16 protein-coding genes and 1 pseudogene are annotated in these 15896 nt (G+C 41.9%); 10 read left to right on the top strand and 7 right to left on the bottom strand.

Annotated elements, in window-relative coordinates:
- Positions 1–36: 36 nt before the first annotated feature.
- Positions 37–1308, bottom strand: a complete 1272-nt coding sequence (locus IQE94_RS17870; RefSeq protein ID WP_212722471.1) for an FAD-binding oxidoreductase — start codon at positions 1306–1308, stop codon at positions 37–39.
- A 900-nt stretch (positions 1309–2208) separates the two neighbouring features.
- Between IQE94_RS17870 and IQE94_RS17865 the strand changes: the two genes are divergently transcribed.
- The gene (locus IQE94_RS17865; RefSeq protein ID WP_223343396.1) at positions 2209–3561 is read left to right on the top strand and encodes a YncE family protein; all 1353 of its coding nucleotides are present in this window, start codon (positions 2209–2211) and stop codon (positions 3559–3561) included.
- A 223-nt stretch (positions 3562–3784) separates the two neighbouring features.
- Here the strand turns inward: IQE94_RS17865 and IQE94_RS17860 are convergent, their stop codons facing one another.
- A complete protein-coding gene (locus IQE94_RS17860) occupies positions 3785–5143 on the bottom strand; it encodes an APC family permease (protein ID WP_223343394.1) in 1359 nt (452 codons plus the stop codon).
- A 602-nt stretch (positions 5144–5745) separates the two neighbouring features.
- Positions 5746–6165 carry a VOC family protein gene (locus IQE94_RS17855; RefSeq protein ID WP_212722476.1) on the bottom strand — a complete coding sequence of 140 codons (420 nt, stop codon included), beginning with the start codon at positions 6163–6165 and terminating at the stop codon, positions 5746–5748.
- Between the two features lie 453 nt (positions 6166–6618).
- On the opposite strand from IQE94_RS17855, the gene IQE94_RS17850 reads away from it, so the two are divergent.
- The gene (locus IQE94_RS17850) at positions 6619–7545 is read left to right on the top strand and encodes an ion channel (RefSeq protein ID WP_223343445.1); all 927 of its coding nucleotides are present in this window, start codon (positions 6619–6621) and stop codon (positions 7543–7545) included.
- A 154-nt stretch (positions 7546–7699) separates the two neighbouring features.
- Here the strand turns inward: IQE94_RS17850 and IQE94_RS17845 are convergent, their stop codons facing one another.
- Positions 7700–8245, bottom strand: a complete 546-nt coding sequence (locus IQE94_RS17845) for a dihydrofolate reductase family protein (RefSeq protein ID WP_223343393.1) — start codon at positions 8243–8245, stop codon at positions 7700–7702.
- Between the two features lie 258 nt (positions 8246–8503).
- On the opposite strand from IQE94_RS17845, the gene IQE94_RS17840 reads away from it, so the two are divergent.
- The 5 genes from IQE94_RS17840 (at position 8504) to IQE94_RS17820 (ending at position 12021) form a co-directional block, all read left to right on the top strand.
- Positions 8504–9298, top strand: coding sequence for an Rpn family recombination-promoting nuclease/putative transposase (locus IQE94_RS17840; RefSeq protein WP_223343391.1), 795 nt, complete (start codon positions 8504–8506; stop codon positions 9296–9298).
- Between the two features lie 863 nt (positions 9299–10161).
- Positions 10162–10449 carry a hypothetical protein gene (locus tag IQE94_RS17835; protein ID WP_223343389.1) on the top strand — a complete coding sequence of 96 codons (288 nt, stop codon included), beginning with the start codon at positions 10162–10164 and terminating at the stop codon, positions 10447–10449.
- A gap of 480 nt (positions 10450–10929) precedes the next feature.
- Entirely contained in the window at positions 10930–11262 is a 333-nt protein-coding gene (locus IQE94_RS17830) for a type II toxin-antitoxin system PrlF family antitoxin (protein WP_223343382.1), read from the top strand.
- Complete coding sequence (locus tag IQE94_RS17825) at positions 11259–11762, top strand: type II toxin-antitoxin system YhaV family toxin (protein ID WP_370630548.1); 504 nt, start codon at positions 11259–11261, stop codon at positions 11760–11762. Before IQE94_RS17830 ends, IQE94_RS17825 begins: the two co-directional genes overlap by 4 nt.
- Before the next feature lie 46 nt (positions 11763–11808).
- A complete protein-coding gene (locus IQE94_RS17820; protein WP_223343379.1) occupies positions 11809–12021 on the top strand; it encodes a hypothetical protein in 213 nt (70 codons plus the stop codon).
- Positions 12022–12108: 87 nt separating this feature from the next.
- On the opposite strand, the gene IQE94_RS17815 is transcribed toward IQE94_RS17820, so the two are convergent.
- From IQE94_RS17815 to IQE94_RS17805, 3 genes are read right to left on the bottom strand one after another with little or no spacing between them, the layout of a single operon-like run.
- Entirely contained in the window at positions 12109–13539 is a 1431-nt protein-coding gene (locus IQE94_RS17815; protein ID WP_223343377.1) for a PLP-dependent aminotransferase family protein, read from the bottom strand.
- 45 nt (positions 13540–13584) lie between these two features.
- A complete protein-coding gene (locus IQE94_RS17810; RefSeq protein ID WP_249214025.1) occupies positions 13585–14067 on the bottom strand; it encodes an IS630 family transposase in 483 nt (160 codons plus the stop codon).
- A 7-nt stretch (positions 14068–14074) separates the two neighbouring features.
- Positions 14075–14479, bottom strand: coding sequence for an IS630 transposase-related protein (locus IQE94_RS17805; protein ID WP_223341982.1), 405 nt, complete (start codon positions 14477–14479; stop codon positions 14075–14077).
- Between the two features lie 258 nt (positions 14480–14737).
- On the opposite strand from IQE94_RS17805, the gene IQE94_RS17800 reads away from it, so the two are divergent.
- The 3 genes and pseudogenes from IQE94_RS17800 to IQE94_RS18940 form a co-directional block, all read left to right on the top strand.
- Entirely contained in the window at positions 14738–15034 is a 297-nt protein-coding gene (locus tag IQE94_RS17800) for a hypothetical protein (protein WP_223343376.1), read from the top strand.
- Positions 15035–15103: 69 nt separating this feature from the next.
- Positions 15104–15523 carry a DUF2267 domain-containing protein gene (locus IQE94_RS17795; RefSeq protein WP_223343374.1) on the top strand — a complete coding sequence of 140 codons (420 nt, stop codon included), beginning with the start codon at positions 15104–15106 and terminating at the stop codon, positions 15521–15523.
- Between the two features lie 221 nt (positions 15524–15744).
- Positions 15745–15840 (top strand): annotated as a pseudogene (locus IQE94_RS18940) (SDR family NAD(P)-dependent oxidoreductase); the annotation flags it as partial.
- Between the last annotated feature and the right edge of the window lie 56 nt (positions 15841–15896).

Here is a 15896-nt window from a genome sequence, read left to right as displayed (position 1 = left end):
TTGCTTCCGTAACTTCAACGGCTGTAGCAGGGGTCCTTAGGCTAGCCGTAGTTCCTGTTCATAGATTGGGGTGCCGGGATGCCTCTGCACGATGTAATAGTGGTTCGCTAGGGGTAGCAATGCTTCAAGTACTTTGTCAGCCCAGGTTCGGCATTGCTCTGCGGCTAAGATATCGCTAGCATTCCATACCCCGGTGATGATAATCGACCACTCAGCATTTCGCCCCGTGTAGGCTGTTGATAGTGGAGGTACGTCGTTAACAACCCCACCGACATGTTGAAGGTCTATTTGACACGTACTATTGGGAGCTTCGGCGATCGCCGGCTGTAGTGTCTCGACTAAGGCGTGACCACATCCCGCAGACAGGGAAAGGGAGTAGACCCAAGTGCGGAGCCGATGTTGGCGAGGGGGTAAGGTTATTGGGACTATGGGATGACTACCGTCCTGGAAGGGTAACGCAAAGGGTGGTAATGCTTCTAGCCCTTCTGCCTCGTTTCCCCAGCTACTAGGTAGCTGACTAAGGCAGTCAGTGGCTAGAGTATCTTCCACCGGCGCTACTGCGTAAGTCATCGCAATGGGCTTTGGGTTGTCAGGGGGGTAGCCGAGGATAAAGGAACAGGACGCACCCCGAGGTAAGCTTTCAGCTATGGTCAGTAGTTCTTCTAGCTGCCTCAGCTCGGCAATATGACGCTGTACTTGTAACCGTTGTCGGGGAAAAATTCGCAGGGTAGCCTCTGTAATGACCGCTAGGAAGATGGCAGCTCCCCTTAGCAAGATCCACAGTTGGTTGTCCCCACTACCAGCAGAGATGGTGAAGGGTTGACCATCAGGTTTGACACCCTTTAGCTCTTCAATGGCATCGATGGTTAAGCCAAGGCTACGGCTGAGATGTTCCACTCCTCCCATGGTAAGTAGACCAAATCCCGGCGTGCCATAGGTACCCACTGGAACCATGCAGTCGTGGGGAGCTAAGGCTGCTAGTACTTGACCCATCGTCGCTCCTGCTTGGACTCTGACCCTATTAGCTTCCACCTTGACCATGTTCAACCCAGGAGCGAGATCAAGCATTAGACTACCGTTAGCAGCACAGAAAGGACTACGACCACCACTATGAACACTGATGGGCATATTGCGACTAGCAGCGTATCTAACTGCCTCCTGTACTTCTGAGGGTGAGGTAGCCTGAATTATTAGCTCAGGCTGTTGGGCTGCAGCAGTCCCATTGATCAAGCTACTAAGGTTGCACTCATAGCCTCTGCTACCCGGAGTAAATAAAGCTAAACCCCCAAGTCTTTCTAAATCTTCCATCGGGTCTTTGAAAGTAGAAAAACCAAAGGTAATTGAAAATTGCAACAATTGAGGATGATGCGGGAGTTAAGAAAACTCTACCATAGCTACTAAAAGACCAACTTAACCCTAAGAGTTCACAATAACCCTCTTTCCTGAATCTCGGAAAGAACATTTTTCAGTACTACACCTCATCATACCTAACCTAGCTCTGGCTCAATAAACTGACCCCTAAATAACCTAGCGGTCGAACCAAATTATTATCTGTGCAAAAAAAATACTTCCCAAATAAAAAATCCCAGAAACTCTGGGCTATCTATGGGGTTTTAGACTTTTCCCGCCTTTCTCTTGAGATAGTGCCAGGGGCCAAAACTGTCTGTTTCTCTGGTTCTTGCCGTTGTCCCATCTTGAGGGGTTGGGGTTTTTCTCTTCTCCACAGGTCGCGGCCCAGACTAAACTTGGCGCAACATCTTCTCAGGCCCATTGCTTTCGTATTGGAGAGGCGATCGCCCGTAAGATTTGGGTATGTTTGACAATCTCCGCAAATTTCTGGCTGAATCATTAGGAAAATGGTTCTTAAAGCCCATCCTCTGGGAAGGCTTTACAAGGTAAAATTGAGACGGTCACTAACCCACCCGAGACGACGGATTCAGACAGCGAGGGTAGAGGCAGTTGCCATGAAGCAGAAACCGTTCGGCTGAGCTCACAGTCGAATTCCAAATCGTGAGGTTTAGCTATCCCTTCCGTAAACGAAAGGGAGGATGCCAACTTTACATAAAATCTAGGTCGCTCTCTGGTAAGTCTTTTTTTGTCTAGTTCTATTTGACCTGGGTAGCTACATATATTCTTATGCACAAAATATTCATGAAGCAACCTCGTTTCGTCCAAGTTCTCCTAGTGTCACTATTCCTAATTTTGGGAATGGCGATCGGACTACAGGAATTGTCTGCACAGCCAAAGATGACGCTTTCAAGGATCCCTCTAGAAAACAAGTTATCTGAGCCTGCAGGAATGGCATTTAGACCTAGTCAATCAAACCAACTGTGGGTAGTCAATCATGGCAATGATTCAATCACTACTTTAACAAATCTTGGGGAGTCTAATCTAGAAGTATCGGTTGAAACTGATGCCTACGCCGAGCATTTTATGGCAAAACCAACCGGTATCGCATTTGGTTATGATGACACGTTCGCAGTCTCAAATGATTCGATCAACGAATTGCGGGGGATAAGTTTTATCAAAAATCCTGAGCGAAATAAAAATTTCGTTAATAACCATTTCATGGGGCCTACTTTATTCTCGGCAACCACCTATGCTTTAGCCGGACAAAGTAAGCAATATCTAGATGATTGGCCTCAACCTGGGAATGGACACGATCCAGATCGGGATTTGACTCTGTCACAAGGATGTCCTTTAACTTATTGGAATTCTCTCGTTCAGCAATGTCACTGGCCGCGCGAAGGGAGCCACTTGGATATGCTGCATGAAAGTCCGCTAGCCATGGGGATTGCCCATGACAAGGGTAATGCCTATTTTCTGCTAGATGGCTGTGGTAGTCGAGACAGCAATGGGCAATGTTTAGGTAATGGACATCTAATGCGGTATGACTTTAACCGCGATCACCAGGAAGGCAATGGCTTTCATGGCGATGGCATTGTTTGGCGTTACCCAGAAATTGATTTCAAGCGTGACAAAGATATACCTAGCGGAATGTTGGTGCTAGATGGCTGGCTCTACTTTTCCAATACTGGTATGGGTAAAGTTCAGAGAATAGCCACTACAGCAGGAAATATCCAAATCGTTGTCAAAAGCTGGTCAGATCAATACGATAAAGGGCAAGTTGGCACCGGAGTAATTAGTTGGGAAGATGTTAAAAATGTCTCGATGGATGGAGATGAACCAGAAGCTATTAGTAACTGGGTAAAAACTCATGGAGATCTTGCTAAGATAACGGAACTTGGCCAAGCTTGGATTGCCCCTATGGAAGTTCTTGCAGAATATTCTTACGTTTACGATGTCCCGCAAGAAACTTTTATTTCAGAAAGTTGGCTGGACAAGCCTTCGGGACTTGCTAGTGATGGCAAATCTCTTTTCGTTGCCGACTACAACTCTGGGTGGATTGCTGCTTTCGATTTGAAAACTGCAAAATTGCAATGGAGACATCAGTCAAAGCTTAAGAGTATTTCAGGGCTGGCATTTAATCCCAATAAACCTCGTGAGCTATATATTTCAGATCGCAATACTAATTCCCTTTATCAGTTGAAATGGAACTAAAATTACAAGAGATAGGAAGTTCTCAAGGACTATCTAATGTCTTGGTTATTTTGGTGGATGGTGACTTATTTGGATAAGTTAGATCAATATAAGTTAAACCCCTAGTAAAACTTGGCGATCGCCTAGTGATGATGACCAATGGGCCAAAAGCTAAAATTTGGGAAATACCTACGTTAAGACTGGCAGGCCCCCTCCTAGGGCAGACTCAATTTTTCTCCAATCGTCAGGAATGGACGCCGCCTTGGCGAGCAATTATTCCAATGCCCAAAATCATTAGAACAAAGAAAATCAACACTGTATTGAGCAAGTCTCCTTGATTTAGCCCACTTAAAAACGCAATAGTAGCAGTTGCTAACACTAAAATTGTCACACTACCAAGTATTAAAATGGAATGGGAAAGGATACCACGGCGATAGTGATCCCGCAGTAGAGAAATGGAAACAAGACCATAGACCAACAACAATGCTAAAGTCCCAAAAGTACCACAAACATCGTTAATATCATCGGGTTTTAATCCCGTTACCAACAGGATCAAGGTGCCCAGAATACAAATCCCTAATCCTAGGTTTAAGGAGCCCACTGGAGTGTGGAAAGCAGGATGAATTTTAGTGCTGAATGGAGGAAGAATTTTTTCTTTCCCTAAACTTAAACCAACCCTAGCCAAGGCACTGAATGCCCCTAAACTCGCACTCAAAAAACAAACACAAGCGCTAAAACTAATCACCACCGCCGCCGTCGGAATTTGCAAAAAATCTCCGAGACTAACGAGGGGACTGGCTGAGTTGAGAATACTGCTGGGAGCCGCTTTAAAACCTAGTCCTAAAACATATGCCCAAACTAAAAACAATCCCCCTGGTAGTAAAGTAGCAATCCGTAGAGCTTTGGGAATATCCCTCAGGGGGTGGAGAGATTCAGACCCTAGGGTAGCTGCACTTTCAAATCCCACAAAACTCAAAAAAGCAATCATTAAGCCCGAACGTATTTGGTTGCCTGTGGCGCTGGTGAGTTGAAATTCTGACAAATCAAATTTAATACTATGGTGGAATAAAATAACGCTACATAACCAGAAAATTATAATAATTGAAATAGTTTCTAACACTAACATCATTCCGTTGGATACTCGCACATCCCGTGACACTAGCTGCCAAATTAATCCCCCCAGAAGCACAACAAAAAACCACAGAGGCAGTTTGAGTCCGGCCATCCCCATCAAGATTGCAAAACTTTGACTGGCCATGGCCAGCAGTAGTATGCCAAAGCCGCCATAGGCCAGTAAGAGTAACCAGCCCGTTAACCGTGCAAAAGTTACCCCCAAACCTTGCAGAACATAGGTGGCTAAGCCGGCTGTCCCCGCTTCCTGACTGGCAAAGGTGATCAGCACCTGAGACACTAACAAAATACAAAGGCAGGCAATCAGGTAAGTGAGCCAACTACTGTTCCCGGAACTGAGATAGACCTGGGGAATGTTGATCACAGCGGTTATGGTTGGCCCCACAACGGCGATCGCCTGGGTAGTAACCTGGATTAGTCCTAAACAACGATTAAGTTGGGGAGCAGAAGAAGAATTAGTCAAGGCTTTCATTGGAGTTAATAATGACTAAATATGTTATTTTAGAGCTAATTTCTAAAGTAAAAATTAAGAAACAATACGACAGAGTATAATACGAATCAAGGCACCGTAAATCATAGCTTCGCTAATTTCGGTATAGATCTTGCAATCCTTGCTTAATCGTCGATGGCGATTGTTATACGGCTCTTTTTTGCACATAAATCAATGTGATATTGAAAATTAGGTGATCGCCATTAAACCCCTAGTAAAACTTGGCAATTGGCTATTCGTCCAATGCACGGTGATAATCTACGGTGACATCAAATATAGACCCCGCAGAAGGAAAGGCTTTAGCCAGTCGTACTTTGGTTTCTCTCAGTAACCAATAAATACTTCTAGTAAATACTTCTAGCGATCAGTAAGAGTTTCTAATTTCTCTGATTCAACTCCAGCATTGAGGGGACGTGGGCGATAAAGATGTCTGTCCACCCGGCTTTGCCACTGCGCCCTAAGAACCCTGTTTGGAAAGTTGAGTTTTGGCTGTCTAATCCCCCCTAGCCTCCCTTTTTAAGCCGGAGCTTTAGTGAGGAGATTTAGGGGAATAAATACCTAGCTTTGTACTTTTCAAACACTTTCTAAGTGGGCTTATCAATGGTTAATCCAATTTCTTGACCATAGGAGACTTCTAAGGTGTGTCCATCAGGATCATTGATAAAAGCCCAATAACCAACAGGATAGCCAGAATCTGTGGCATCTTTAGCCAATATTCCTTCCTCTCTAGCTTGTTTGCATAAGCAATCAACTTCGCTCTTATCCTTGCAAGCAATGCCCAGGTGTGCAAAAGGGCCTAGGATGGGGGTTGGATTTTCGTCTTGGACTAACACTAAAACGAAAGGACGAGTTTTATCAGACAGCCAAACAACTCGTTTACCAGTATCTTTATCTAATCGCTCATGCACTACGCACATGTTTGCATAGCGGTTGTAAAAACTAATGCTCAAGTCAATATTTTTTGCAGATAGAGCAATGTGTGTGAAACCAAAGTCTTCTTTCATATTTTTTCCGAAATTAGCCTAGTGGTGAAGTTATAGTCACTGTTAATCCAGCTTGATTAGCGCAATAGTAAAGCGTAACTTGACCTTCAATCCAGTTAGTTGATTCCAAATTCTTTTGGTACTAACAAAATTACGTAGATGAGAACTCTAACTAAGGATTATACAGAAACTTTCCGTATATCTACTTCCAAAAGCGTGTTAGGCAGATTAAGGCACTGTAAAGAGCACTAACCTGCATCAGTCTGTAACCAATCTTTACGAAACCGTAACTCCATCCGAGTAAATCCATTTTTAGGCGATCGCCATTAACTCCTCGTAATTGTTGCCAAAGTTCTCAACCATCAGGGTGACCTTTGGGCTTACTGAGCTACTAACGGGCGCACTTCATAGCAGATCTCTAGGTGATCGCTTATTGTAAAGGTGATTTAAATGAATGATGGCTGGAAAATATTGATGAAATTTCCCTTTCCTTGGCGTTGGCATAAATCCCATGGACTAAAGCCGACTCCTTATGCACATCCAATCCGCCACCAACGTCCGATTCGATTATGGAATCCCAGGCATAGAGAATCCCAGGCAATGAAGACAGATCTATATCATTGGTTACTGGTACTTTCTTGGCCAAAATTTTTGGCGACTGTCGGCTTTTTTTACTTTGGTTTAAATGTCTTTTTTGCTCTAGTTTTTTCCTTAATTGGAGACGGTATTGCTAATGCTAAACCGGGATCATTTTTAGATCTATTTTTTTTTAGTATTCAAACTCTTTCAACGGTGGGATATGGTTCTATGTATCCCAAAACTGTGCTCGCTCACATCGTCGTCAGTGTGGAAATTTTTGTTGGATTGATCAGCCTGGCTATTTTAACAGGATTAATGTTTGCACGTTTTGCCAAACCCACCTCCAGGGTCTTATTTAGTGGAGTCGCTGTGGTCTGCCCCTTTGAAAATATCCCAACATTAATGTTTCGCGCTGCTAATCAACGGGATAATCGTATTTTAGAAGCTCAAATTAGAGTCAGTTTAGTTCGGGATGAGCAAAGCCAAGAAGGACATAAAATGCGCCGTTTTTATGATTTAAACTTATTACGTTCCCACACTCCAGTTTTTGGTTTGAGTTGGTTAGTTATGCACCCTATAGACAGTAATAGCCCACTTTATGGGTTTTTAGAAGCAACAAATCAACAACCAAGATTAGAACTTTGGGTTAGTTTCACCGGCTTGGATGAAAGTTTTTCTCAAACTATTCACAGTCGTTACGTCTATGGGGAGGCAGATATTCATTGGCAGCATCGTTTTGTGGATATTTTTCATCAAACCCCAGAAGGTCAATGGTTTATCAACATGGACAATTTTCATCTAACGGAACCTTATCGTCGTTAAACTCCTAGTAATTGCTGCTGAAAGTTGGGGATTCATAGTTAGCGTAGCCGGTCTGCTTGATGGTGATAGCACTTGATTGACCAAGATAAAGCATTAGCAGGTGTTTTTAGGTCAGAGTACTTGCGGCTTTCGTCTGTCCGCTGCATTTGATTTGTTATGCGGCATCTTCAATCACCTTGTATTTACTTTGCACCAAGCCGTTTTCAAACTGTCGTGTTTCAAGATGATGCAATCTGACATCGTGGGGAAGCGAACTAAAAAGTGCAATTCCTTCACCTATGAGGATTGGCACTTTAGTAATAATTAATTGCTGAATCAAGCCTTCACTAAGAAACCCTTGAATTGTATTTCCGCCATCAATGTATAAATGCTGGAATCCGCGCTCCGATAGACGACAAACTATTTCTCGTGGAGGCGCGCACATAGACTCGACTGTTTTTGCCAGGTCGTCAGGGATGTCAATTTTCCGACTACTTAGAACAAATACTGGCTTTCCGCCATAGGGCCATGAATCGAAGGACAATGCTAACTCAAAAGTATTCCGCCCCATGACAAGCGCATCCACTGAATCGATGAATTCCTGATAACCGTAGTCTTCACCGTCATCTGTGTCTCCTCCACTAGGTAGCCAATCAATACCACCATTGTTTCGTGCAATGAAGCCATCAACACTTGTTGCAATATATACAGTAGCTTTCATGCTTTTCTCAATTATGCTATCGCCGCATAACTATTGATTATACGGAAACTTAACAATAAAGATCTATGGCGATCGCCATTAAATCCCTAGTAAATTTTGCCTGAATAGGGGTTATTACAGAAAAAGAAAAAAACAGACGCTAAGCCTAAAATTCTCGCTATATATAGGTTTCAGCCCCAAGTGAATGATTTTACATCTATCTTGGTATGGGAACTGTCTGCTGAATTTGCAATAGGCGATCGCCGGTAAAATTTGGATATGTTTGACAATCTCTGCAAATTCCTCGCTGAATCATTTTCCGAAGATTATGCCGCTTGGTTGCTAGGACGACCAATCAAATTAACCAAGCTCAGTCCGACGGAACTTTCCCTGGAGCCAATTCGGGCTGACTCCCTGATTTTGGAGCAATCAGAAGATTTGGTGTTGCATCTGGAATTCCAAACGGAACCTGACCCCACCACGGGCTTTCGGATGTTGGACTATCGGGTAAGGGTTTATCGCCGTTTTCCCCAGAAGACGATGCACCAATTCGTTATTTATCTAAAACGTAGTAATAATGATTTGGTTTATCAGGACAGTTTTCAGTTGGGGGGGACTGTCCATCGTTATCAGGTTATTCGGCTTTGGGAGCAACCGTCCGAAGTATTTCTTCAGAGTCCAGGGTTGTTGCCCCTAGCGGTATTGACGCAGACCTCTGACCCCGCATTAAAATTGAGGGAAGTGGCGACTGTGCTGGATCAGATTGAGGATAATCGAGTTAAGGCAAATCTCATGACGGCAACTTCTGTTTTTGGAGGAATTCTGCTGGCCCCTGAGTTTATTAGAACAATTTTAAGGAATGAAATTATGAAGGAATCAGCTGTCTATCAAGAAATCTTACGGGAAGGTGAACAACGAGGCTTACTCAAAGGCAAACTGGAGGGGAAATTAGAGGGCAAACTGGAAACCATACCCCTGCTGAAGAAATTGGGTCTTACAATTGCCGAAATTGCCAAGGAATTAGACATTGACGTTGAACTGGTTAATCGGTTTGTCGCTAACCAAAATAATTAAGGGTTGAAATGGTCATTGGAACGAATATGACTTAACTGATCTTTTGGCGATCGCCTTGACAGATAAGCTTGAGGCGGCGCACAAGGGGCAACCACCTTAGAGTTTCCTGCAGGCAAGGTTTAGGCTTGTTCCTTTGGTGTTGAGCAATGATTTTTCCCCGCCGCTATACTGGCAAACCCTGTGGAATGGGGGAATATAAACTTTTAGTCTTAACCTAGAATACCTTTTCGGTTATCCGTACTATCCTTTTAGTGCCTTTTCGTTTATGGGTGCTATAAGCTGAAGTTATGTGAAGAAAGACCGAGTAAACACAAGTCTGAGCGACCAAACTTTAGCCCTGTGTTTGCAAGGAAGTCCTTTGCATCCTTATTCATCCAAAAGGAATCCTATGGCTAAAACCAACGACGGTAAAAAGAAGGTGTACGTTAAGCCCCATACCAAGGTTGTCAACGGCAAAAAAGTGAATGTGCCTCCGCACTATCGCTCAACGCCTGACTAACTTTCTAGTTTGAGTTTAACTTAAAACTAGAAGCCCTCACTTGCTTTCTTGCCCCCACATCGGGGGGCCGCCGGTCAGTAGCTTTGGGTATTGATAGGTAGCCTTTATCCGGCGGGGGGTGGGGAGGCAGTAAAAAAAGGGAGGGACGACGACCATAAAGTGCCGGGAAGCACGTCCATTTTTCTTTAATCTACGAAACTCATTAATTCGTTCTGATTGGTATTAATACAATTACTTTCTTGTTGAGAAAGCTTTTAGTCATTTTACCTGTACTAATTTAATAAGCAATTAGTTTTAACTATTGAAATATTGAATTTTAAATGCTAAAGTTTGCACTAGATTTTGAAATCATAGAGGTTTACCCTTGGCTAGATATCGTGAATATTTTTTCTACTATTTGCTCCCAGACGGTGAGTTTCACTATGGTGGTGATTGGATGCGTAACCGATCTGAAACTGTCAGTGATGAAGAAATTAAAAAATCTATTCCTGGAGAGGCTTTAGCGCTTGTTTACACGGAAGATGTGGAATACTTTGGAGGCGAAGGTGGCTATAAACAGGCTCATCTAGAATGGGTAGATGATAACATCGAAACCAAATTACCCGGTGGTCAGGCGATAGTTGATCGCTTCATTAAAATGAATAATAGATAAAAGGTGGCGGTACTGACTTTTCCCGTTATCTTTCTTGAAAGCAAAATATTGCTGTATTTGAGGGTAGGCTGTCCCGCCTTAAGTTGGTACCCCCTCGATTAATTGCCTTATTGCGAAAACTGATCTATCTATACTAGATTTTTCTCAATAACAGACTCTAGTTTTTGTGCCCTTAGATAAATCAGGGAAATCTTAAGCAAAGTCACGACGTATAACAAGTCCGTTCCACACTGAACTTATAAAATTGGTTGTTTAAGTTCGATACGCTGTCTGTGGCTGGTGAACGGGGTTGTTGAAATTCTGAAATCAACCCCTACTTATTCTGCCTTCGCCAATCCCAAGGCCGTTCAACATTGCCATTTGACCAGACCCCAGCTTTGTTGGCGATCGAAGAATTGGTTGATTGACCTCACCATTGACAAGACAATGCAATCGCATTACCATCGACATATAGTTTTACATAAAGGCTTAGAGGTCGCTATGGCTGGAACATTGGCCCCATGCCCAGAATCAACCCTTACGGATCGCTATCAGACCACAGTGCCTGACCCTGTTCGCAAAGCCCTTGGCCTGAATAAGCGGGATAAAATTTGCTACACCATAGAACCCTCTGGCAAAGTATGGATTTCACGGGTTGACCTGGAAGATAGTGATCCGGTGCTGGGAAAATTTCTGGATTTTCTTGCCCAAGATATGGAAGAGAACCTCCAGCAATTACAAGCAATTAGTTCTAAGTTGGTCGATCATGTTCAATTATTAGTCTCCGGGGTTGATGTGGATCTTGATGCACCACTGCTGGACGAGGACGAATGAGTTTGTCGGCAGATCAGCCTTTAGTGATTAATGGATGGAAAATATTTGCCCATCCCCTATTCCTTGAACAGGTTGAAGATCTTGTAACCCAAGTTGACCATTTGCGTCGCAAGAATCCTAAGGATTATCAAAAGAAAAATGCTACAAAGCGACTAGCGGCGATCGCCAAATTAGCTTTTGATGTTATCCCCCAAGATCCAACCCGTAATGAATATCGACAGGGAAGTAGCCTTGGGAATGATTATAAGTACTGGTTTAGGGCTAAATTTTTTCAGCAGTACCGATTATTTTTTCGCTACCATCAAGAAAGTAAAATAATTTTCCTGGCTTGGGTTAATGATGAAAACTCTAAACGAGCCTATGAGAGTAACACAGATGCCTACAAAGTCTTCAGGAAAATGTTGGAAAGCGGTCATCCCCCTGATAATTGGAATGATTTATTAGTAGAAACTAAAAGTGTTGGTGATCGTTTACAAAAAATTGCTGAAATAGATTTATAAAAGAGCCTTGACAAAAAGAGAAGGACATATAAAACAACCCCACTCAATGACACTCCCTGCAATTATGAAGTACAAAATACTTTCCAGTCTAGCCTTGGTGGCGCTAGGCATAACGGCGATCGCCCCTGGTGCCTTTGCTAATCCAACGGTGGGCCCATCTGCCGTAACGGTGCCACCTTCACCACCGCTGATTGGCCATCTCCCTAATGCCGCTTGCCCAGCACTGCTCACTAGGCTTCTTAATCCCCTCCGTCCATAGGCTTCCCCCCTTATGAAGGGGGCTGGGGGGATATTTCTTCATTTGTTGCTGGCTTTTTTAATTAAAAATTGCCTTGAATTGTAAAATTTATTTTGTCTGCTCATGCAAAAGTTGTCCAAGTATAATCATTGCTTGATGAATCTCTTCTGTAAAAGGCAAACCAAAATTAAGTCGAAAACAGTTACGATAACTGCCAGATGAAGAAAACATACTGCCTGGAGCAATGGCAATATTATGATGTAATGCATCTTCGTATAGCTGAAGAGTATCAACTATTTCTGGCATTTCAATCCAGAGAATATAGCCTCCTTTTGGTCTAGATACTCTGGTCATTTTAGGAAAGTAATTACAAATTGCCTGAGTCATCTCCATCATTTGCGAGTGGTAAGTGCGTCGTAGCTTCCGCAAATGGCGATCATAACCACCATTTGCTAAAAATGCAGCGATTGTCAGTTGTGGAGCAACTGCTGTCATATAATTAGTAGTCATCTTTAGTTGCTCAACTTTTGTCTGATAACGTCCCGGTACAGCCCAGCCAATTCTTAATCCAGGTGATAATGTTTTGCTTATAGATGAACAATACAGAACTAAACCCTGGGTATCAAAGGATTTGATTGCTTTTGGGCGATTTCCAGTAAAGTTAAGATCACCATAAATGTCATCTTCAATTAATGGAACATTATAACGATTAATTAAACTTATAAGCTGTTTCTTTTTAGAATCACTCATGCAACTACCTAAAGGGTTGCTAAAATTTGCAATTAGGACACAAGCTGAAATTTGATCGCTTTTCAAAGCATCTTCGAAATGTATTAGCGAGATGCCATTTTGAGGATGAGTCGGTAACTCTAGAATCCGGAGGTGGAGGGCTTCAATGGTTTCCAATAAAAGATGATAAGTAGGAGATTCGATGACAACGATATCACCAGGTTTTGTGACAGCCTTTAAGGAAAGATAGAGTGCTTCCGTCGTTCCATTCGTAATAACAATCTGATCTGGCTTAATAGAGCAACCAGTATCTATGAGACGACGTGCTACTTCATGACGTAATTCTTCACAACCTTGTGGTGAACTATAGCGATGGGCCACCTCAGGCTTAGCCCGTAGCACTTGCCCCATCAAACGATTGAGGGTAGCTATAGGTAAAAGATTGCTACCAGCGATTGCAGCCCCTAAGCCAATGATTCCAGGTTTCAACATTGAATTATTTACACGAAAGGCTAAAGACGTATCAACAGGATTATCGGCAGACTGAGGTGTGCTGGGACTAGGCTCGTCAGGTAGGAAATTCAATATGGTTTTGACAAAGTAGCCTGACTGGGGACGAGCTTCGATTAATCCTCGATCCTCAAGTAGGCGATAAGCTTCCAAGACTGTTGAAATACTTACTGACCACTGCCGATGTAATTTTCGCACTGATGGTAGGCGATCGCCTGGCTGGAAAGTACCTTCGCTAATCAGTCCATGAATTTGATCCGCTACCGTTTGGTAGAGGGTCTGATTAGGCGAGGTTGTCATAAACTTAGGCTTCATTTTTTGTTTCTATAGCAAAGGACGAGATAGTTAGGACAGTTCTCTCAACGCTATATCCAATGCAGAAATCAGCGATTCTCCATTACTAACAAGTTGGGAAACATAACGTTTTAGTCTCGCCCAGAACTTCTCAATTTTGTTCAAGTCTGGTGAATATGGTGGTAAAAATATAACCTCACACCCAGCTTTTGCTACCAATGCCTTTATTCTTTCTTTCGGATGAAAGCTTGCATTATCCATGATTAGTATCTGACCTGGTATTAACTCTGGTAATAACATTTCTTCTATCCACGTGCATACTACTTGAGCGTTACAGTATCCTTCAAATATCATTGGAGCTATTGTTGTTCCATTCCACCAACAACTTATTATGCTGACTCTCTTGGTTCTATGTCCTAATTTGCTCGCCTTTAATCTCTCTGATTTATGACAGTACCCATAGGGGTAGTCTAGAGTGTCATCTAGACCGGCTTGATCCATATAAATCAGTTTTTCTGCCGCATATTGCTTGATTTCATCTTCAAATGCCTTTCTCTCTTCCTCTTCTATTTCCCTGTAAATATAAGTTTTTTTTTCTAGTAAACCCTATTTTCTTTAGAGCCTTACTTATTCTTATTCTACTTACAGGCTCTGGCCATTTTTCTGCCATTTGTTTTTGCGTTAAATGACCGTTCTCCTCCGCAAATTCTCTGAATTTATCCAAATCATCTATTTTCGGTCGTGGACCACGCTCATAATCTCTCTTCGCGGCTACACTTCCTGTTTCTTTCTTCTTTTTTATCCATAGGTCTAAGGTGTTGCGACTAATGTTCAGTGTTCGGCAGACATGGCTTTTCTTCTCTCCTTTTTCTACTGCACTTACCGCTTTCTCTCTTAGATCTACACTGTAGGGGGCTGGCATCGCTTTTTTCCTAACTCTTTCCATACATTATGTCCTAATCTTAGCAATCTTTGCTATAAATTAGAAAAGCATTACAGTTAAGCTGATTAGTAACCATAACAGTTGCTGAAAAGTAAACTGTATCCATAACAATTTATTGTAACTGCATCTTTCTTATTTGAAATAAATGAGTAAAATTTTTATATAAGTCGATTAATTCTTTTGAAAAATAGAATAGTTATTAACGTCCAATTAAATCATTTAATGCTATTTTTTGCTCCACTAAATTTCATTTCTAAAAAAATGACTAATCAAAACTTTTCTGAAAATTGTGTAAACACAATAAAAGATTGTCTCTCAATTATCACTTCATTTCATGAAAAATTCTATTTTTTGGAACGCATCAAAGAAAAAATAAATGGGCTACTTTGTTCATTGACAAATATATTTGCCTACTGTAGCGAACCTAAAATATCTAGAAAAGTTAGCCGCTACGGTGATATATATTTTGAAGTTTATGATCCAGTTTTTAATAAGCATATGAGTTTTGGTTCTGAACAAGAAGTTAGAACTTGGCTAGAACATAGATGTCACTATTAAATCTATAAGACTTATAAATAAGGTGGGCTATAATTATGTGAAAACACTACAAAATTCAAAGAAAATATTATGCCAGTACCTGCAGAATATCAGTGTGCTTCAGATAATTTTTATGAGTATTTAGTAGATACCCGTAACATAGCGGGATTATGGAGCACACATGTAGCCTATACGATGACCCAAGGTGTTTTTCAAGTATTTCGTCGGAGACTTTCTACAGAAAATGTCATTGCTTTTGCCAATGTTTTGCCAGTCTGCTTAAGGGCTCTTTTTGTAACTGACTGGAATATAAACGAGTCTAAAAAACCTTTTGGAGATTATGAGGAAATGATTGAAGAAGTGAAATTATTGCGCGAGGAACACAATTTTTCTCCTGATACGGCTATTAGAGATGTATCTATTGCTTTAAGGAAACATATAAATGAAAAAGCCTTTCAAAAAGTTCTTTCTACTTTTCCTAAAGAAGCGGCTGATTTTTGGAATGTATAAACTTTTACTTTTAGATTATATGCTATTTGATCAAATAAATTCTTATTTAGAACTTGTTTCAAAAGTCTTCCCGATTCTCTCAATTTTTTGGAGAAATAGAGACAAAGTCCTCCCGTATTATTGGAGCTTTAATGAGAAAGTTTAGGGGGAAAATCAGACTTTACAAACAAATTCTTAGGCTTTCAAACGATGATATTAATTATTTATAGGGAGCTAACTTAATGAAGTTAATGGTTATTGATGCAAGCAAAGGACTTGGTAAAGCATTTGTTGAGAGATTATGTTCTGACGGTGATATGGTGATTACAGTCCAGAAACCAACCGGCGAAGTAACCAATGTTGAGGGCATGGACAATCACCAGGGGAATAGGGA

The sequence above is a fragment of the Synechocystis sp. PCC 7339 genome (assembly GCF_019924095.1).
Taxonomy (GTDB): Bacteria; Cyanobacteriota; Cyanobacteriia; order Cyanobacteriales; family Microcystaceae; genus Synechocystis.
The sequence above is the reverse complement of the archived record's forward strand: the minus strand, read 5'-3'. Positions and strand labels throughout refer to the sequence as shown.